General features: G+C 38.2%; 15 protein-coding genes. 7 read left to right on the forward strand and 8 right to left on the reverse strand.

The window, feature by feature from the left end; translation table 11 throughout:
- Nucleotides 1–130: 130 nt before the first annotated feature.
- Nucleotides 131–2,194, reverse strand: coding sequence for a BatA domain-containing protein (locus ACOVQ4_RS15035; RefSeq protein WP_421821449.1), 2,064 nt, complete (start codon nucleotides 2,192–2,194; stop codon nucleotides 131–133).
- Nucleotides 2,195–2,422: 228 nt separating this feature from the next.
- The gene (greA, locus tag ACOVQ4_RS15040; protein ID WP_421821450.1) at nucleotides 2,423–2,896 is read right to left on the reverse strand and encodes a transcription elongation factor GreA; all 474 of its coding nucleotides are present in this window, start codon (nucleotides 2,894–2,896) and stop codon (nucleotides 2,423–2,425) included.
- A gap of 431 nt (nucleotides 2,897–3,327) precedes the next feature.
- Between greA and fmt the strand changes: the two genes are divergently transcribed.
- Nucleotides 3,328–4,251, forward strand: a complete 924-nt coding sequence (gene fmt, locus ACOVQ4_RS15045; protein ID WP_421821451.1) for a methionyl-tRNA formyltransferase — start codon at nucleotides 3,328–3,330, stop codon at nucleotides 4,249–4,251.
- A gap of 215 nt (nucleotides 4,252–4,466) precedes the next feature.
- On the opposite strand, the gene ACOVQ4_RS15050 is transcribed toward fmt, so the two are convergent.
- From ACOVQ4_RS15050 to ACOVQ4_RS15065, 4 genes are all read right to left on the reverse strand, one after another.
- Entirely contained in the window at nucleotides 4,467–5,525 is a 1,059-nt protein-coding gene (locus tag ACOVQ4_RS15050; RefSeq protein WP_421821452.1) for a M15 family metallopeptidase, read from the reverse strand.
- Nucleotides 5,526–5,719: 194 nt separating this feature from the next.
- Entirely contained in the window at nucleotides 5,720–6,595 is an 876-nt protein-coding gene (locus ACOVQ4_RS15055; RefSeq protein ID WP_421821453.1) for a DMT family transporter, read from the reverse strand.
- Nucleotides 6,596–6,647: 52 nt separating this feature from the next.
- Entirely contained in the window at nucleotides 6,648–7,223 is a 576-nt protein-coding gene (gene def / locus ACOVQ4_RS15060; protein ID WP_421821454.1) for a peptide deformylase, read from the reverse strand.
- A gap of 126 nt (nucleotides 7,224–7,349) precedes the next feature.
- Nucleotides 7,350–8,828 (reverse strand): deoxyribodipyrimidine photo-lyase/cryptochrome family protein, encoded by a 1,479-nt coding sequence (locus tag ACOVQ4_RS15065; RefSeq protein ID WP_421821455.1) that lies wholly within the window; start codon nucleotides 8,826–8,828, stop codon nucleotides 7,350–7,352.
- Between the two features lie 208 nt (nucleotides 8,829–9,036).
- Here ACOVQ4_RS15065 and ACOVQ4_RS15070 point away from each other — a divergent pair, with 208 nt between their 5' ends.
- The 5 genes from ACOVQ4_RS15070 to ACOVQ4_RS15090 all read left to right on the forward strand — a co-directional run bounded on the left by ACOVQ4_RS15070 (nucleotide 9,037) and on the right by ACOVQ4_RS15090 (nucleotide 15,132).
- The gene (locus tag ACOVQ4_RS15070) at nucleotides 9,037–9,732 is read left to right on the forward strand and encodes a TatD family hydrolase (protein WP_421821456.1); all 696 of its coding nucleotides are present in this window, start codon (nucleotides 9,037–9,039) and stop codon (nucleotides 9,730–9,732) included.
- 96 nt (nucleotides 9,733–9,828) lie between these two features.
- Entirely contained in the window at nucleotides 9,829–10,443 is a 615-nt protein-coding gene (locus tag ACOVQ4_RS15075; RefSeq protein ID WP_421821457.1) for an inorganic pyrophosphatase, read from the forward strand.
- A gap of 528 nt (nucleotides 10,444–10,971) precedes the next feature.
- Nucleotides 10,972–12,747 (forward strand): signal peptide peptidase SppA, encoded by a 1,776-nt coding sequence (sppA, locus tag ACOVQ4_RS15080; RefSeq protein ID WP_421821458.1) that lies wholly within the window; start codon nucleotides 10,972–10,974, stop codon nucleotides 12,745–12,747.
- A 121-nt stretch (nucleotides 12,748–12,868) separates the two neighbouring features.
- Complete coding sequence (bioB, locus tag ACOVQ4_RS15085) at nucleotides 12,869–13,909, forward strand: biotin synthase BioB (RefSeq protein WP_421821459.1); 1,041 nt, start codon at nucleotides 12,869–12,871, stop codon at nucleotides 13,907–13,909.
- 257 nt (nucleotides 13,910–14,166) lie between these two features.
- Nucleotides 14,167–15,132, forward strand: coding sequence for a hypothetical protein (locus ACOVQ4_RS15090; protein ID WP_095160217.1), 966 nt, complete (start codon nucleotides 14,167–14,169; stop codon nucleotides 15,130–15,132).
- Nucleotides 15,133–15,393: 261 nt separating this feature from the next.
- Here the strand turns inward: ACOVQ4_RS15090 and ACOVQ4_RS15095 are convergent, their stop codons facing one another.
- Together ACOVQ4_RS15095 and ACOVQ4_RS15100 are read right to left on the reverse strand one after the other, a co-directional pair.
- Nucleotides 15,394–16,719 carry a DEAD/DEAH box helicase gene (locus tag ACOVQ4_RS15095; protein ID WP_421821460.1) on the reverse strand — a complete coding sequence of 442 codons (1,326 nt, stop codon included), beginning with the start codon at nucleotides 16,717–16,719 and terminating at the stop codon, nucleotides 15,394–15,396.
- 241 nt (nucleotides 16,720–16,960) lie between these two features.
- Nucleotides 16,961–17,398 (reverse strand): GNAT family N-acetyltransferase, encoded by a 438-nt coding sequence (locus ACOVQ4_RS15100; protein WP_421821461.1) that lies wholly within the window; start codon nucleotides 17,396–17,398, stop codon nucleotides 16,961–16,963.
- A 332-nt stretch (nucleotides 17,399–17,730) separates the two neighbouring features.
- On the opposite strand from ACOVQ4_RS15100, the gene ACOVQ4_RS15105 reads away from it, so the two are divergent.
- Nucleotides 17,731–18,306: a hypothetical protein gene (locus ACOVQ4_RS15105; RefSeq protein WP_421821462.1), complete on the forward strand. Its 576-nt coding sequence runs from the start codon at nucleotides 17,731–17,733 to the stop codon at nucleotides 18,304–18,306.
- Nucleotides 18,307–18,382: the final 76 nt, after the last annotated feature.

An 18,382-nucleotide genomic window follows, 5' to 3' on the forward strand; every position in this document is an offset into this window, starting at 1 on the left:
TGTCCGTGGTCGTTAAAAACATTTTAACACTCTGTGCCTTGTGCCTGTTGCCTTGCCCCTAAAACACAAAACTTTAATATAATTCTGCACGATTACTTACTTCAGATAGACACTGGAATAATAGCCATGATTATTTTAGAAACCTTACTAGAAGGATTTCGATGGCTAAGCATACCAGTGCGCCAATCAAGAAATATCGCCAAAGAGCTTTACCGAAGTTTTGTTCTTTAAAAGTTTTGACAAAATCGGTATCATCAATCTGGTCAAATACTTGAATATTTTTCTGACCACCAAAGATTGACTTTAGTTCTTGGCTCGAATAAAAATCCATTTGCGACTCGCTATGATCATGATTAAAAGCTAAAATACGTTCTACTTTTCCATTATTGAGTAGTTCATAATAGCCTGATTCGATAGATTGTCCCTCATTCAATTGATTCGCCTTTGGTAATTCTATGGTAAGTTGTTTGCCATTGAGCTGTTGTACAGGGATAAGCTCTAACTTGCCTTTGCGTAGTTTAAAGTTGGTATTGGCATTGGCATTCTCAACATCAATCGTAAAGGTATTATCTTTGAAAGAATAGGCAGAAGGCTCTTGTCGTACGCTCAATGCACCGATTTTGTACATAATTGGTACAAAGAGGGCATTCCGAGCAAAATCGCCCCATTCTTTGGACAAAGGAGAGGCCAACAGATATATTTCGGCCTGACCAACCTTTGTGCTACTCAGATAAGGCATACCATTGCGGAATTGCAAAAGTTTTTGACCAGCCACTTGCCACGTCAAATTAGCCGATTGCGATGGCATTTGTAGCATGGCACGTAGGTTGGAGCTATCGAAAATGTCTCCAAAGAAGCCATCAGACTTACTAGGCTCAGCCAAAATACTTGACTCAGTTGGAGAGCTTGATTTGAGCTGGATATTTCGGATACCATATTTACCTAAAAAAGCATTATAATTGGCAATATCTGGTGCTGTAGGAGGAATAAGCATCACCGAACCCCCTGCTTTGATAAACTCCTGTACGCTTGCGCTCAAGCTGCCATCTATTAGCTGAACGCCTTCTAATACCACTAAATCTGCTGTTCTGATTTGTCCGACATCCACATTACTTGCCGATATGCTGCGCAAAGCAAAAACACTATCATTTTCAAAAACGTGTTGAACAAATTTTTCGGGAGCACTTTGTCCAAACAAGTGAAGCACACGAATTTTGGGAGCGGCATGCAACACAAAATAATAATCATTATCAAAGGTAACTGGAGTGTCGTCGAATGAAATACGGCCTTTTTTGAAACCTTTATCTTTTACGGTAAAGTTAAAATTGGCTGTTGTTACGCCATGCGCATCGATATTGGCTACGGCTGATGCTATTTGTACTTCGTCTACAAAGAGCTTTATGGGCAAGTTTTGTACTGCTCGTTCGCCCGTATTAGACAGCTTTACGGTGAGGGTATTGACTTGCATTTCCCTGATAAAAGGAGTATTGAGCCAAACCGAATCTACAAATACATTTTGAATAGCTTTCGCCTGCACAGGTACCAGAAATACCGTACTGGCTGTATCTACTTTGATTTGATTGAGGACTCCTGAGGTACTTTTTTGAAAATCTGAGAAAAGAATAAACTGATTTCCGCCTTGAGATTGATGCTTGGCCGCCAAACTGCCCTGGCGTTTCAAGACATTCTCAATGGTCCGTGGAGTATGTGTGTAATCAATAGTGGTAGTTCGCTCTTTAATTTGTTGAGCATTTGCCAAACTATGTTCTTGTGCCGAAAAATCATTGGTGAGTAATTGTAATCTTGAACCTTGCGGAAAAGCTGTTAAAAGTTCTTCTACCTTACTGATGGCCTTGCTGAGATAACTTTTTTTATTCAACTCATTTTGCATCGAAAGCGAATTGTCGATATAAATACTAGTTAGACCAGCACTTTTGGCAATATTACCTGATTTAGGAGTTAGGATAGGTTGTGCAAAGGCCAATACCAAGCAGATAATCGCTAGAATCCTAGCGGCCATGATAAGCAAATGTTTAAGTCTGCGAAATGATGAAGTAGTAGTATTAACAGCTTTGAGAAATGCGACATTGGTAAAATAGACCTTTTTGGTTCTGCGAAAATTGAACAAATGGATAATTACCGGAATGGCCGCCGCTAGCAAAGCCCACAAAAAACTAGGATATAAAAATTGCATGTACGAAATATAGGTCTTATTCAGGGTTTTTGTTTGACAACGATAGCATGAAGTAAAATATTGATTCAATGAATCTTTGTTTATGAACGTCGCTGGTTAAATATTATCATAAAACTACAAAAAAGCCCTCATTGATTTATCTCAATGAGGGCTTTTGCAAAATTTATTCCAAAATATTTTTGGTGTTTTGGCTAGTATCAAAGCTTAGAGGACGCAAAGCAGAGCATATTAGCGTGAAATTTCCAAAATATCGAATTCTAGTTTTCCTGCGGGCGCTGTAATTTCGGCAACGTCACCTACTTTTTTACCAAATAAACCTTTTCCAAATGGTGATGAAATAGAGATTTTTCCAGCTTTCAAATCAGCTTCCTCTTCCGACACGATTGTGTAGGTTACTTCCATACCGTTACGACGGTTTTTGATTTTAACTTTTGAAAGAATAGAAACTTTAGAAGTATCAATCGTTGATTCGTCTAAGACGCGAGCATTAGCCACGATTTCTTCCATTTTCGATATTTTCAACTCTAATAAACCTTGTGCATCTTTGGCCGCATCATACTCCGCATTTTCACTAAGATCGCCTTTGTCACGAGCTTCCGCAATTTGTTTAGCCATATCTGCACGTCCTTGAATTTTAAGGTAATGAAGTTCTGCTTTAAGCTCATCAAGTTTTTCCTGCGTATAATACTGTACCTTTGCCATACTTTTCTGCTATGTTTAAAATGTTCTAGACTGATTTGGTGGTGAATACAAAAAAAATTACTGACAATTTCTTGCCAGCAAAAGGGGGTGTTTTGTAATTATAAGTTTCAATTCGGGCAAATAAAAAAGAACGGCTTCGAACCGTTCTACAAGATTTTAAGACCTTTGTAGAAAAATCGAAGTTATATTTGTACCGTTGTTGCTTTAATCTTTTTCATATTGTGCGAATTGAGATTACAAAGATAGCTTATTTTTAATCTTTTTCAAAAAAGAAATCTATTTTGTGTTTTTAAAAGAATAAATATAACTACCTACTTTTAGCCATGTTTTTTTATAACGACAGTGATAGCCTTTTTGTTTTGTAAAGTGTACAAAAGGTGCCTAAATAGCAGATTTTGAGTTTTAGAGCGTAATAGACAATCAAGAAAATTATGAGAATTATATTCATGGGTACGCCCGAATTTGCGGTAGAAAGCCTGAGGATTTTGGTAGAAAATGGCTGTGAGATAGTAGCTGTAGTAACAGCGCCAGACAAGCCAATTGGGCGTGGCCAAAAGTTGGGTATGTCGGCCGTAAAAGAGTATGTGTTGAACCATGCCCCGCATATTCCTATTTTGCAACCTGAAAAATTAAAAGCTCCTGCTTTTTTGGAGGAACTCAAAAGTTATCAGGCAGATTTACAAATTGTAGTGGCATTTCGAATGTTGCCTGAGGTGGTTTGGCAAATGCCACCCTTAGGAACATTTAATCTTCATGGTTCTTTGTTGCCACAATACCGTGGTGCTGCTCCTATCAATTGGGCAATTATGAACGGTGAAAAGGAAACAGGCGTTACTACTTTCTTTTTGAAGCATGAAATTGATACGGGTTCGGTGATTTTTCAAGAAAGAGAACCTATTCATGAGGAGGATAATGTAGGTACTGTTTATGAAAGACTCATGCATATTGGTGCTAAATTAGTGTTAAAAACAGTTCGCGCGATTGAGTCTGGAAATTACCCTCAAGAGCCACAAAATGAAAATCAGGTATTGCATCATGCACCTAAGATTTTTAAAGAAACCTGTCAAATCAATTGGGAGAACTCCGCCAAGGCTGTGTATGACTTTATTCGAGGGCTATCGCCATACCCTGCTGCATGGACTTATTTGGGAGATAAGACTTGTAAGGTGTACAAAACCCATCTTGTAAACGATGTTGAAACAACTCAAACGGTAGCAGTGGGGCAGTGGGTTAGCGATGGGAAAACCTATTTGTACTACAAATGTGCTGAAGGCTGGCTCGCTATCGACGAGCTTCAGTTAGAAATGAAGAAGCGCATGGGGATTCAAGATTTCTTGAGAGGATACAAGTTGTAAAGAGGCTGTTTTAGAAATAGTTACCAAAAGTTTTATGCTAAAAAGATTGTTTGCATTCAGAAAGCGTCTTACATTTGCAAGAGATAAAGTTATGCTTGCATAACTTTGAGGATTTATCCTCTGCTTAATTCACTAATTTTAGCCATAAATACCTAATTACACTAGGCTCAACTTTGTCAGAGTGTATACTCTGACAAAGTTGATGAGCCATCGAGTTATCTCCACTTTCCTAATTCTAGGGTAATAATTCCTTTAGAAGAAACCAATGACAAAGTTTGCTGCCCCAAATCTCCGATGATTACAATATCATTGAGCTCGTTGTAAGGTGTTTTTTGTAAATATCCTTTTACTTTTTCGAGTGTACCACTGTTAATCAGTTTTTTAACTTTTCCACAACTACAAGGTTGGTTTCGGCGAAGCTCGTTGAGTAATGTCAGTAAATCGGCTGTATCTACTACTCGATTGATTTTTCCTGTTTTGACAGCTTTTTCGACGGTATTGAGATAAAACGCTCGGTAGGGTTCAAACTCAAATCTCAAAACAGGGTATTTTTCTACGAGCGTTGCGCCATTTTTCAAATACTGGATATGTCCTGGGTCCATAAATCCAACAAAGTTTCCTCCCCAAGTAAGTCCAAAGCGAGCCGTAAGTGTATCCAATGGTTTGTAATTAGAAAAGGTATTTGATACTTTTCTGCCTCTAAATACTGCAAAATCTGCTGCCAATCCAAAATTGTGCATGGATACAGGCGAGGCACTACGTTTGCGAGAAAGGTATTTGCGTTGATTGGCAACCGACCTTAAATCAGAAATCACACGAATGCTTTTATGTTTTTCGGCCATAATATCCTTGATAGAGTCACGCTTTGCCAAAAAAACATTACGATCTGCTTCTAGGATTCTTGCCCAGCGATCATATAAGTAGCGCGGGGTATGAATAAACGCCCCAAGATAAGCTTGCTCGACCCACGTAGGTGTTACGCCAATTGTACCCGCTGGATTGGTTATTGATGCTATCTGATTAAGCGAATCAAGTTTATAGGCAGTCATTTCAACTTCTTGACGCACGCCTACGGTAGCTACATAAATAGCGGTAGGTTTGATATTGAGTTGTAAAAATGTATCTGTTTCGTAAAAGGGTTGTACCATATCATAAATAGCCAAGGTGCTGACTTTCTGAGTGGTATCGCATCCCAAATCTTGCCATGTGGCGTCTTCTACCGAATCTTTTAAAAAACTACAGGCTAATAAAGAAAGAGATATTAAGGGTAACAAGAGTTTAGGAAATCTTAACATATATATAGTGCTTCAGGATTGATAATGGGCTTTCGGTTTTTTATGTGCATTAGGCTGTACGCATTTGGTGAAAAATATCTATTTTGAGGACTAGATTGCAGATGAATTAACTACTTTTGGGTATTTTGGAAATTCAGCCTTATTTCTTAAAGCCAAATTAATTCAATTCCTGACTAGCTAGATAATTTAGACTGAAATTTTTCTTTTTGAGCTACATAAAGCCCCAAAATCACCAGTGCAGTACCAACATAAGTATAAGCCGTAATAGGCTCGTCGAGAAGCACTGAGGCATACACAAATCCAAAAATAGGACATAAAAATAACCAAAGTGAAGCTTTTACGGTATCTGTTTTAAGCAAATACAACCAAAGCTGAACCGCAGCAATAGATACAGGTACTACCAACCAAAACACCGAGCCCCAAAATCTTAGCGTATAGTGATTATTTTCCCAATCTGTCATCAAAAATGTAACTGGCAGTAGCATAAAACCTCCTAATAATACTTGCCAACCATTGATTGCCAACAAAGGCAAATCCCATTTTTGCTGTGAATAGTAAATCGTGCCGACCGAATAGGAAATCATGCTAGTAGCCAAAATCAATAGGCCATCTACACTTGCATAACTTTTTACTAATAATGGATAGGTGGCAATAGCTACGCCCAAAATTCCTAGAATTAATCCGGTAAGTTCTCCCTTTTTGATAGCTCGTTTCATCCAAATAGCTGAAATAACACTGATAATTAAAGGATTGGTGGCAGTAGAAAGCGAGCCAATGCCTGCAGATACTTTTTTCATAGCTAAGACAAAACAGCCCAGATATAAGGTTACATTCAAGAAGCCATAAATAGCTAGTTGTTTCCATTCTTTGCCTTTGGGTAACCTTGACTTTTGAAAAATCAAACTTGCGCTCAGCATGATTAAGCCTGCAATAAAGAAACGGCAGTTACCAATCACGAATGGTTGTGCATCTAAAAGACCAATTTTGGTAGCGGCCGATGCAGAGGCCCATAGCATAGCAAAGAAAAGCCCTGCGATGATATTTTTCATGAGTATTTACAAAAAATCCCAAACCTACGTGTTTAGATTTGGGATAGAATTTTTATTTGAATTTCATTTTGTAGTCAACTTTTACCTTGCCTTTCGAAATGTCGCTAAGCTTGTTTTTAATCATACGCTTTTTGACAGGGCTAAGGTGGTCGGTAAACAAAATGCCATCGATATGGTCGTATTCGTGTTGGATAATACGAGCTGCCAAACCTTCATACACTTCGGTGTGCTCATTCCAATCGGTATCAAAATAGTGAATTTTTACAAATTCGGGTCTGTAAACATCGGCACGGATACCTGGGATAGACAAACAACCTTCTTCAAAACCCCATTCTTCGCCATCTTCTTCCAAGATTTCTGCATTGATGAATACCTTTTTGAAGTCTACTACCGAAGGGTCTTTATCTCTTTCGTCAAGGTCTTCGCCTTCGTTGAATGGCCGACCATCCACCACAAACATACGGATGCTCATGCCAATTTGTGGGGCAGCCAAACCTACGCCAGAAGCTGCATACATGGTTTCGAACATATCTTCGGCCAATTGTTTTACATCAATCGAGCCTTTTTCTATATCTTCAGCTTCTTTTCTGAGAACGGGATCGCCGTAAGGTATAATCGGATAAATCATTGTGCTAATTTGCTTTGTGTATGGGTCCTTTCGTAAGGACTATCTTTGTTATTTCAGAATTGCTTGCAAAGGTACGGAAAAAACCAGCTTTGCACTATACTTCTTTGTATTCTGAACTAAGCTAAATCAAGACTTTTGTTGAAAAGGTATCGCATGTTTTGTCAAAATAGCCTTTTTGTGTTGCTTAACTTCCGATTTGCCTTTATGACCCCAAATTCGCTCTTTTACTTTTTGATGCTCTTTTTCTATGTCTATCAAAGGAAATGGATACGTTTTTCCGATGTCTATTTGATATAATTGCTGTTCCATCGGTGTCAATTTCCAAGGTTCATGAATCAATGCTACAGGACAGTTGGCGAGCTCTGGAATCCATTGTTTAATAAAAACTCCGTCGGGGTCATGGTCTTGCGCTTGCTTGGTAGGGTTGTAAATTCTGACGGTATTTACGCCTGTTACACCAGCTTGCATTTGGATTTGCGGATAATGTATACCGGGCTCAAAATCGAGAAATTGTTGTGCCAAAAACAAGGCTGCTGGCTTCCAATGATAGGCTAGATTATGGGTCAAAAATGAAACAAGCATAGCACGCATCCTAAAATTGAGATACCCTGTACTTACCAAACAGCGCATACAGGCATCCACAAGCGGATAACCCGTTTGCCCTTTTGTCCAAGCCTCAAAATGCTGATGATTATCAGAAAAAAATAAATCATCATATCCTCTGTTCAAATTTTCAAACTCGATTCGTTCATCCGATTCAAATTTTTGGATAAAATGACAGTGCCAACGTAGCCTCGAACGAAAATTTTCTAAATGCTTTTTTAACGAGGAGTTTTTTTTACTTTGCTGTAAGCTTTCCTGATACACTTGTTTGATAGAAAGATTTCCCCAAGCAATATAAGGCGAAAGTCTGCTACAGGATTTGCGAGCTTCGAGCGGTTTTGAGATATGTTTGGAGTAAAATCTGCACCGTTCTTTCCAAAAACTCTGCATATATTTTTGAGCAAAAGTTTCTCCTCCAGGCTGCATTTGATGCAAGGGAGTATAGTTGGGGCAGATTTCTTGAAAACTATTTATTGCAAAGAGTGATAAATCAATTTCGGCGAAGGTAGCTTTTGACCAGTTGGGTATTGCCTGTGCTTCGTGCATAAAAGCATACCACGATTTCATCCAATCTCCTCGATGCTGAAGTCCTCTTCTGACCCCATTGCTCTGATATTCGTGCCAAGGAATATGTTGTAATTGTAGATATTTCGAAAGCTTTTTATCTCTTTCAAAAGTTTTTGAAATACCTGTTTCTTGGTAAGAGTAAAGCGAATGGATAGGATAGGAGGAAAGGTGTTTTTCAAAAAAAGGTAAAACTTCTTCTCGAACTACCCAAAGTTTGGCGTTGGGGTGTATTTGGAAAAGTCTTTTCTGTAAATCGATTAAGGATTCCCATACAAACTGCCAGTGACGAGGGCTATAATGTACATCTTGGATTAAACTTGGTTCGAAGATATACAAAAGTAAAAGTGGTCGCCCAGCTTCAATAGCTTTTTGCAAAGGCAAATGGTCGTGCAAACGTAAATCTCTTTTGAACCAAATAATCGAGATAGATGACATCCTAAATAATGTTTCTTTTTTAACATGGGCAAATGAGTGAAAAGCCTAGCCAATGGCTCATTGCCGAACACAGTAACCTATCTATGATAAATCAATTTGTGAAAGAATTGTTTTAATTTTGAAATGTAAAAACACAAGGCATTGCGTCTCTACAGATATATTTATTGGAAAAATCACGCAATCACCCATTACGCAGTCACTCAATAAAATGTATCTCAATATCCACACGCATCATATCGAAGCAGACGAAGCAATTTTTCAGGTGCAAAATCTGGTGATAGATTCGGCAATACCTGTTGAAGTTTGGGAAAAACAGCTTGTGAATTCATTACCCAATCAATATTTTTCGGCGGGTTTACATCCTTGGTATTTGAAAGAAACTCAATTAGAAGCGGATTTGGCTTTGTTAAAAAGAATTTTGACTCATCCCAAAGTCTTGTTTTTAGGTGAATGTGGCTTGGACAGAATCTGCCAGACAGATTGGACTTTTCAAATAAATGTCTTCAAAACACAAATCCAAATTGCTGAAGCATTACAGAAGCCGACGGTGATTCATTGTGTACGAGCTTTTTCAGAAATAATCCAAATTAAAAAATTGTTACGTCCCAAGTTCCCTTGGTTGATTCATGGCTTTAATAATAACGAGCAGATTTTGAAGCAACTAATTCAACATCAGCTATATGTGTCGTTGGGGGCTGCTCTTTTGCAAGATAAATCGAATGCTAGCCGTTTAATCACATCTATCCCAATTAAGCAGTTATTTCTTGAGACAGACGATAAGAATTGCACAATATCAAGTATCTTTGTGGCTGCTTCCAATCTATTGGAGGTAGATATTGAATATTTACAAGAAAAAATATACGCTAATTTCAAACAAATAGTCGAACATCAAGGCAGTCAATAAGTAATCAGCCGAGGGAAATCCCTCATCCTCAAACCTTGATGAAAGACAGTGAGGCATCTCACCAACAACCCGCAGTGGAGACTGCAATTATTACTTATGCAACGTAATTTTTATAAAGCCCATCCTTGGCATGGTATCCAAATCGGAAAGGATATGCCAAAAGTTGTGAACTCATTCATCGAAATTGTACCTACTGATACTGTAAAGTACGAAATCGACAAGGAAACTGGATATTTGAAAATCGACCGTCCTCAAAAGTTCTCTAACATTGTACCTGCTTTGTATGGCTTTGTTCCTCAAACTTACTGTGGAGAATTAACGGCTGACCTAGCTCGTAACGCCTCTGGTAAAGAAATCGAAAAAGGAGATGGTGACCCTCTTGATATTTTGGTTCTTTCTGAACGTGCTATCACACATGGTGACATCATTTGCGAAGCTATCCCTATCGGTGGTATCCGTATGATTGACAAAGGTGAAGCAGATGATAAAATCATTGCTGTATTGAAAGACGACTCGATGTACGGTAAATGGAAAGACATCAAAGATTGTCCAAAAAGTATCATCGACCGTTTGGTTCACTATTTCTTGACGTACAAAAATATCCCAGGTGAAGAAAAAGTAGCTGTAGATATCGACGATGTTTATGGTAGCGAAGTGGCTCACCAAGTAATCTTGAAATCTCGTGAAGATTACCGTAACATGTTCGGGTGAAGCTTAGAGCTTGTAACTATTGCTGAGTTCGAAACCCTTGGTTCTGCCGAAGATATTCAGTCGCGCTTGTCGTTGGCAGGTATCAAAGCGGAGGTTTCAAAAGATGCTCAGTTTGAGTTACAGGTACTTGAAAAAGACGTTAACAGCGCATCGAAACTGATTGAGTACTTCATGTCTCAAAACTAATATTCTAAAGGCTCAAGTAATCGTATTGCTTGGGCTTTTATTTTTATGCTTTACCTACACCTTTTATCCCTGTCTTTTTCCATACAACACAAATTAGTAGAGATACCCTAGCACTATTTTATTTTTGAACAATTAAGTCCAAGAACTTCACTTACTCAATAGTTGAAACAAAAGCGTGTAACAAATCGTATAAAAATTAACTTTGTAGTTCTTGACTCAAAAGGTTCTCAGAGATTTTTTATTTTGCCTTACTCTGAAGTTGACCCCAAATAAAAACCAAAACGTAATAACACATTCCCAAAGAACTACTCATAAGGTATTTCTTTAACATCACTTAAAAGTATGCTAGGATTCCTCAAAAATGTATTTGCGACCATTGTTGGTCTTATTCTCTTTTTCCTTTTTGGCTTTTTTATTTTAATTGGGATTGCTGCCGCTATTGGTGGGAGCGAGGACAAAGTAGCCTTGAAAGAAAATACGGTCTTAAAATTAGACCTGAATCATCCTATTGTTGAAAATGTAGCAGAGGACGAAAATCCTTTCAAAAACCTAGGCGGTCCTTTTGCCGATAATAGCGACGAAATCGGTTTGGTACAAATCCGTGAAGCGCTCAAACGTGCGGCTGTCGATACTCATATCAAAGGTATTTCGCTACAAGCACATTATCCAATGGCTGGATATGCTCAGTTACAAGAAATTAGAGATGCTTTGTTGGCCTTCAAAAAATCAGGGAAGTTTATCTATGCTTACGGAGAGTCTTTTACTGAAAAAGGCTATTACCTTACTTCGGTGGCAGACAAAATCTTCTTAAATCCAGCAGGCGGTTTAGATTTTAATGGGATTAGTGCAGAGATTTCCTTTTTTAAAGGTACACTCGATAAACTAGATATCAAGCCAGTCGTATTTCGTGTTGGACAATTCAAATCGGCGGTTGAACCATTTATTCGTGAAAATATGAGCGAAGAAAACCGTGCTCAATACAATGAATTATTGGGTTCTATCAATAACCAAATCATGTCTCAAATTGCTACTTCGAGAGGAATTAGTGCTGAGGCATTGAAAAAAGTAGCGGATGAGTTGACCGCTTACGAACCTAAAGGTGCATTACAGTCTAAGCTAGTGACAAATGTTGGCTACTTGGATGAATATGAAACAGCCTTGAAAAAGAAATTGAATATCGATGCTGACGACAAATTGACTTATGTTGGTTTAGGTAAATTCATGAAAGCTGAATCTGCTATTCCTTTCAACGATTCAGAAAACCGTATTGCCGTTATTGTGTCAGAAGGTACAATCGAAGGCGCAAAAGCAAGTTCGGGTAATATTGGCTCAGATGACTTTGTGGCTGAACTTCGCAAAGCTCGTGACGACAAAAAAGTAAAAGCCATTGTCTTGCGTATTGATAGCCCAGGTGGTTCATCATTGGCTTCGGATGTGATGTGGCATGAAGTACAGTTAGCCAAAAAAGTAAAGCCTGTAGTAGCATCTATGGGCGATTATGCTGCTTCGGGTGGATATTACATGGCTATGGGCGCTGATACTATAGTGGCATTGCCAACTACGATTACGGGTTCAATCGGTATTTTTGCGCAGTTCTTCAATTTTGAAAACTTCTTTAAAAATAAATTGGGTATCACTCACGACCGTGTGAATACCAATGCCCATTCAGATTTTCCTACAGTAACAAGAGAATTGACTGATTTTGAGAAAAACTGGTTCCAAGCTCGTGTAAATGCAGGTTATGAAACCTTTACTTCAAAAGCTGCTCAAGGTCGTCACATGAATATCGACAAATTGAAATCTTTGGCGGGAGGTCGTGTTTGGACGGGCGAACAAGCCAAAGCCAATGGCTTGGTGGATGTTTTGGGAGACTTAAACAAGGCTATCGAAATTGCTGCCAAAATGGCTAAAGTAAAAACCGATGATTATAAGGTAAGATATTATCCAACCCCAAAATCATTCATCGAAGAACTTATGAATAAGAAAGAAGATGAAATGGAAGCTAAGTTCTTAAAAGCACAATTTGGTGAAATGGCATCTTATGTAAAACAGGTTCAGAAAGTTAAGACTCAAGAGGGCTATTTGGCTTTGATGCCTTTTGCAATTGAATTCAAATAGTTATTTTGCTAAATATGCTACACAAAAGGGCTTCTCGTTTGGTGGAACGGGAAGTCCTTTTTAATTTTGGTATTGTGTAACACGATTGCGATGTGTCGCAGCGTCTCAATTTGCAAACAATATGGATATGATTAGAAATAACTGGACAAGAGAAGAGATTGAAGAAATCTATAACCTTCCTTTTTTAGACTTAGTATATCGTGCAGCTACTGTACACCGTCAACACCACGACCCACAAGAAGTACAGGTAAGTACACTGTTGTCAATCAAAACTGGTGGTTGTCCAGAAGATTGTTCGTACTGCTCGCAAGCGGCTCGCTACCACACGAACGTAAAAGTTCAGAAATTGATGGAAGTTGAGGAGGTAATGGCTGCTGCCGAACGTGCACAAGATGCAGGTAGCTCTCGCTTCTGTATGGGTGCGGCTTGGCGTGAAGTACGTGACAACCGCGATTTCGACAAAGTGTTAGAAATGGTGAAAGGCGTAAATGCTTTGGGTATGGAAGTATGCTGTACTTTGGGTATGTTGTCAGAAGAACAAGCTCAAAAGTTGAAAGATGCAGGCTTGTATGCCTACAACCACAACGTAGATACTTCAGAAGAACACTATGATGATATTATTTCTACTAGAACTTACGACGATCGTTTGAATACGCTAGAAAACGTGCGTAAAGCAAATCTTTCGGTTTGTTCGGGTGGTATCATTGGTTTAGGCGAATCGTCTAAAGACCGTGTTGGTATGCTTCAGACATTGGCTAACTTACCAAAACATCCAGATTCAGTACCTATCAACAACCTTGTGCCAGTGGCAGGTACGCCACTCGAAGGACAAGAGCCTGCTTCGGTTTGGGATATGGTTCGTACAATCGCTACAGCTCGTATTATCATGCCAAAATCAATGGTTCGCTTGTCGGCTGGTCGTTTGGAGCTTTCTTACGAAGGGCAAGCTTTCTGTTTCATGGCTGGTGCTAACTCAGTTTTCTCTGGAGACGTGTTGTTGACAACGCCAAACCCTAATGTGAATTCGGATAAAGAGTTATTCCAAATCTTGAGTATCAAGCCTCGCAAAGCATTCAAAGATGAGAAAAAAGCTCCAGTTGAATTCCAAGTAACTCCAACAGCTGGCAAAGCTTTGGGTATTGAAGAAGTTGTAGTTTCTTAATATTGATAAAGAGTAATAGAAGTTGAGAAATAGCCTTATTCTATGACAAAACCCCTATTTACTCAAAATCGAGATTGAAATAAACTTAGTAACGAATAGGACTTTTCTAGGAAAGTCCTATTTTTTTTGCCGTTTAATCAACTATCTATGCATTTGCCCGTGACCTTGCAGTTATATAGTTGTCTACATTGAAAATTTTCTGTTTACATACTGCTGTGATTATTCAGCAATCTCATTCAAAACACAATCCAAACATCATGAAAAAAATTGCTTTTTTAATTTTATTCTTAGCCTCTTTTGCTGTTCTTTATTCATGTAATACCATTCCTGATGTGGTGGCTCCTGGTCCAAACAATGAACTACCTGCGGCTACAGGTAAATTGGATGTAAGCTTTACCGACCCAACACTCAATGCGAATCCGGAAGTATTGGCAGGCTCGGGCGATAACGTAACCGTAACGCTTTTAATCAAAAAATCACCAGATGGTGGTAAGCCTCGTGTAGCTCGTGTGTATGTAGCCGACAAAGCTAACTATCGTGGTACTACCGACCAACCTTTGTTTGAAGTGAAGTTGAAAAATGTAGATGAACAAACACAAACGTTTGAATATACCGTTTCGGCGAGTACTGGCGTAAACTACATTCATTTTGATGTACAAGATAATAGTGGTGCAATTTCTCGTAAAACCCTTAAAATTTCTATTGGAGCAGAAGAACAAATTGCTTCTTGGAATAATATCGAACTAGGTGCTCAAAGCAACGATTTAGGTTCTCGTTTTGCTTCTTCAACAGGTGTTGTGTACAAAGTGTGTGACATTGACTCAAATATCAAATTTGTGGATATCACTTATGCGTCGACTCGTACAGCAGATGAACCACAGTTTTTGTCAAACCCAGAAAGAGTTTTACAAGGATATTCGACCACTGTACCTGCATCCAACACTGATTGTGGAGGCTCTTCGACCGCGGGTGGCAATGCTACTTATTTCCAAGAAGCTCCAGTAGGTATCGACTTCGATGCAGCCAATAACACTACTTTACAAGCTTTAAGTATTTCTTCAACCAAACAATCAGTTTTGGTAAAAGAAGGTAAAATTTATGCTTACTCAAAAGGTTCAGGAACCAAAGTGAAGAAAGGTTTGATTCGTGTAAAATCTATTACCAAAGGCACAGCGGCTTACGCCCAAGGAAAAGTAGTTTTTGATGTAAAAATTCAAAAATAGAGCTGTCTGCTTCAAGCAATAGAAGTTTATTGGCTATTAATAAAAAAAGGGTTCGGAAAATATTTTCCGAACCCTTTTTTTGTAAAAACTTGGAGAATAAAACGCTCTTTCTTAAGTAAGTGAACAGAATTAGATTTTTAGGCAACAAGCACAAGGCAAAGAGTGTTAAATGGTATTTCAGTAACCATAGATACCTTTTTGCCGAATGCCCAAAGCTGAAAGCTGTAAGCTCAAAAATTAAATTTTATTTTGAGTGCTAACTTACGATTTGCGAGAACGGTTTTCGTAAGACTTACCGTATTTACGCTTCATTTCGGCTTTATGGTCTCTTCTTACGTTTACCTTTTTATTTTTATCAGATTTTTCGTGATAAGCACCGTTGTCAGAGACATCTGGTAGTTTGGTAATAAACTTCATTTTTGCCTTTGGTATTTCTTCTTCTAGTAATTTTTCTGAAATTACTAGCCCTTCTGGCGTATCTAAGATAGGAAGTTCTGTATTCATCAAAGCCTCAACCTGCTTCAAGTATTCAACCTCATTTTTGGTAACAAAAGAAATCGCAATCCCTTTTTTGTCATAACGACCCGTACGTCCGATGCGGTGAATATAGTTTTCAGGCATATCTGGCATATCAAAGTTGATTACGTGCGTAACTTCATCAATATCCAAACCTCTAGCAATAATATCTGTGGCAATCAATACTTGGCAATAGCCCAACTCAAATAAGCCAACGCTATTGAAACGGTGGTTTTGATTCTTGTTTGAGTGAATCACATCTACTTTATATTGAAGTGTTTTTTCCAATTGTTCATACAAAGTATCTGCTAACTTTTTGGTGGCCACAAATACCAATACCTTAGTCATACTTTCGTCATTTTTTAACAAAAGATTCAACAAATTCACTTTTGTGTAAAAATTCTGAACAAAGTAATAAGACTGTGTAATGTTCTGATGTGGCGTGCCAACTGCTTCTGTTTCAATACGAACAGGGGAGTTAAAGAACGTTTCGACCAAGGTTTCAACATCTTTGGTAAGCGTAGCCGAGAAAAGCAAGTTTTGACGTTTTGAAGGTAATTTGTCAAAAATTACTGTCAATTGAGCACGGAAACCCAAGTTAAGCATTTCATCAAACTCATCAATAATCAAACGTTTTACGTTTTTTGGATTAATGGTTCCATTCATCAAAAAGTCCACCAAACGCCCTGGTGTTGCTACCAAGATATCTACTCCTTGAAGTAATTCTGCCGTTTGTGGTTTGGTGTTTACCCCACCAAAAATCCCTACAGTACGCACCGTCATATAAGTGGTAAGCGCTTTTACAGATTCCATCACTTGCACAACCAACTCACGAGTAGGCACCAAAATGATAATCTGAGGGTGTTTTTCTTTGGAGAATTGATAAAGTCGTAAAGTAGGTAACAAATAAGCGTAGGTCTTTCCCGTACCTGTTTGGGCAATGCCACAAACGTCTCTTCCCGACATCACTACCGAGAAAACCTGCTCTTGAATGGGAGTGGGTTCTGTGAGCCCTAGATCATTGAGGGCATTTAATAAGAACGTATTGATATTTAACTCTTCGAATGTCATGGTTGTAAAAGTCGATAGCTCGACCTTGGCCGAGCTATGAAGTACTAATTTTTACAAAGTTACAATATATCTTTGGTAAAAAGCTATTCTGAGTGAAGATTATTTCTTGGAAATAGTCTAAAAGTATAATTGCTATTGTTTTGATTTTCAGTTAACTAGTTTTTGGTTTAGTTCGAAAAATTACAGAATAGATACCACTTGTTGGTGTTGACATATTGCGTCTTTACGGACTTCAATATTACTAAATATCCTTCGTCATCTTAAAATGAGGTATTTCACCAAAAAGCAAATACGAATCTGCAATAATGGTGTAACCAATGGCTTTGTAGAAAGCAACCGCATTTTGACGAGCATCCAGTACAATCTGCGTCATGCCTTGTTGACGAGCAGCTTCTTCTAAATAAGCCATCAAAAGTTTACCAACTCCTTTGCCTTGGGCTTCGTTGGATACAGCCACACAACGCACTTGTCCTTCGGTCGGGCTATTTTTTTGTAGACGAGCCACGCCCAAAATTTGCCCACTTTCGGTATCTATAGCCATAGCATGAGTTGCTTCATCTTCGTCCTTGAGCACCTCGCTGCCTTTGGGCTGTCCCCATGGTTCACGTAAGATTTTAAAACGTAAATCATAATATTTCTCCCACTGTTCTGCACTCTGTGGCACATTTATTTCAATCATAGTTGATGAATGTTTATGGAAAACTTAAATTTAATTTGTCTGTTTTAGGCAATAGGCAAAAGTTTCAAAATGCTTTTTTATAACCATAGATATATTTTTGCCGAATACCCAGAGCTGGACGCCTAATAGTTTAACTTTATTGTTTGTATTTCAGGGATAAGCCTTTAACTTCAAATAATTTATCAAAAAGACGATTTTAAACCTCTGATTACTGGAAAAAATTGAAGTTCCTAGTTCAAGACTTAGTCTTGGACTTACTTTTTTAAACAGTTTAAAACTGTTTATTCGTCTCCATTATCTTTGAAAAACACATACAATATACCAAAATCTCTATGAAAAAACACCTGACAGTTCTATGTCTAATCCTATCATTTTCTCAGATTGGACTGGCTCAATTCCTTCACAAAGCTTCAAAAGAAAGTCACTATCGGCTGGTTTATGCGCTCAATAGCTTGCAAATCAAGAATATCACACTCAATGGCTTGGGTACAGTAGATTCTTCATATTTCAACAATTGTGTAGATACTATAGCTCTGGATGAATCTTTTAAAAAATCAGGAAACTACCTCATTGCTTCACTCGACCACGATCGATTGAGATTAGAGCTCCTAGAAAATCGCCCTTTTAAGCTACAAGTACTCAACAATCAATCTGATTTTAATGTGGTATTGATTGGGGATAATAATCGTTTTGTTAATAATGCGCAGGTATTTTTGGAAGGTAAAAAAGTGAAATTTTCAACTGAAAAAGGGCTTTATCAGCTTCCCAAAAGACATAATAAAGGATTATTACAAATTGATTATGAAGGTGAAAGTTATTACGAAATCATAACTACAAACTATCCTTCTTATGCCAAAAAACTCAAAAATCGTATAGTCTATTCTTTTCCTTTGAAATACAGTAGATGATTACCTTTAACCTATGATATATCCTAAGACGCAATCATTGCGTCTCTACTGCTAGAATATTAATTTTCACATAATT

The organism is Flectobacillus sp., assembly GCF_049240685.1.
GTDB lineage: Bacteria > Bacteroidota > Bacteroidia > Cytophagales > Spirosomataceae > Flectobacillus.

Bases quoted from the DNA above. Each gene is read 5' to 3' on its own strand.
- fmt (WP_421821451.1), top strand. From the start codon at position 3,328: ATGAGAATTATATTCATGGGTACGCCCGAATTTGCGGTAGAAAGCCTG.
- bioB (WP_421821459.1), top strand. From the start codon at position 12,869: ATGGATATGATTAGAAATAACTGGACAAGAGAAGAGATTGAAGAAATC.
- greA (WP_421821450.1), bottom strand. From the start codon at position 2,896: ATGGCAAAGGTACAGTATTATACGCAGGAAAAACTTGATGAGCTTAAA.
- ACOVQ4_RS15055 (WP_421821453.1), bottom strand. From the start codon at position 6,595: ATGAAAAATATCATCGCAGGGCTTTTCTTTGCTATGCTATGGGCCTCT.
- ACOVQ4_RS15070 (WP_421821456.1), top strand. From the start codon at position 9,037: ATGTATCTCAATATCCACACGCATCATATCGAAGCAGACGAAGCAATT.
- ACOVQ4_RS15105 (WP_421821462.1), top strand. From the start codon at position 17,731: ATGAAAAAACACCTGACAGTTCTATGTCTAATCCTATCATTTTCTCAG.
- ACOVQ4_RS15100 (WP_421821461.1), bottom strand. From the start codon at position 17,398: ATGATTGAAATAAATGTGCCACAGAGTGCAGAACAGTGGGAGAAATAT.
- sppA (WP_421821458.1), top strand. From the start codon at position 10,972: ATGCTAGGATTCCTCAAAAATGTATTTGCGACCATTGTTGGTCTTATT.
- ACOVQ4_RS15075 (WP_421821457.1), top strand. From the start codon at position 9,829: ATGCAACGTAATTTTTATAAAGCCCATCCTTGGCATGGTATCCAAATC.
- ACOVQ4_RS15095 (WP_421821460.1), bottom strand. From the start codon at position 16,719: ATGACATTCGAAGAGTTAAATATCAATACGTTCTTATTAAATGCCCTC.
- ACOVQ4_RS15090 (WP_095160217.1), top strand. From the start codon at position 14,167: ATGAAAAAAATTGCTTTTTTAATTTTATTCTTAGCCTCTTTTGCTGTT.
- def (WP_421821454.1), bottom strand. From the start codon at position 7,223: ATGATTTATCCGATTATACCTTACGGCGATCCCGTTCTCAGAAAAGAA.
- ACOVQ4_RS15065 (WP_421821455.1), bottom strand. From the start codon at position 8,828: ATGTCATCTATCTCGATTATTTGGTTCAAAAGAGATTTACGTTTGCAC.
- ACOVQ4_RS15035 (WP_421821449.1), bottom strand. From the start codon at position 2,194: ATGCAATTTTTATATCCTAGTTTTTTGTGGGCTTTGCTAGCGGCGGCC.